1 protein-coding gene is annotated in these 283 nt (G+C 53.7%); it reads right to left on the bottom strand.

All coding sequences use genetic code 11. The annotated features are described in order from the left end of the window. On the bottom strand, nucleotides 1-283 hold a 283-nt coding region (locus tag A8L45_RS23555), incomplete at both ends, for a calcium-binding protein (RefSeq protein ID WP_432416299.1).

The following is a 283-nucleotide window of genomic DNA, read 5'->3' as shown; positions in this document are numbered from 1 at the left end:
GCCGTCTCCGCCACGCAAAATATCATCACCTGCGCCGCCAGAGAGAGTATCGTTTCCTTCCATGCCCTCAAGGGTATTATCTGACGCATTACCTGTCAGGTTGTCATTGTCTGAACCGCCCTTCGCGTTCTCAATATCATCGACAAGTGTAAACTCAGCCGCTCCCTCACCATTGAAGATCAAGGTATCTGTACCGGCTCCACCGGACACCGTATCTGCCGCATCCGCATAAAGCGTATCGTCGCCTTCACCCCCTTCCAGCGTTTCGGCCTGTGATGTACTG

This window comes from Veronia pacifica (assembly GCF_001707825.1).
In the GTDB taxonomy this organism is placed as follows: domain Bacteria; phylum Pseudomonadota; class Gammaproteobacteria; order Enterobacterales; family Vibrionaceae; genus Veronia; species Veronia pacifica.
This window is presented reverse-complemented; position numbering and strand designations above follow the sequence as displayed.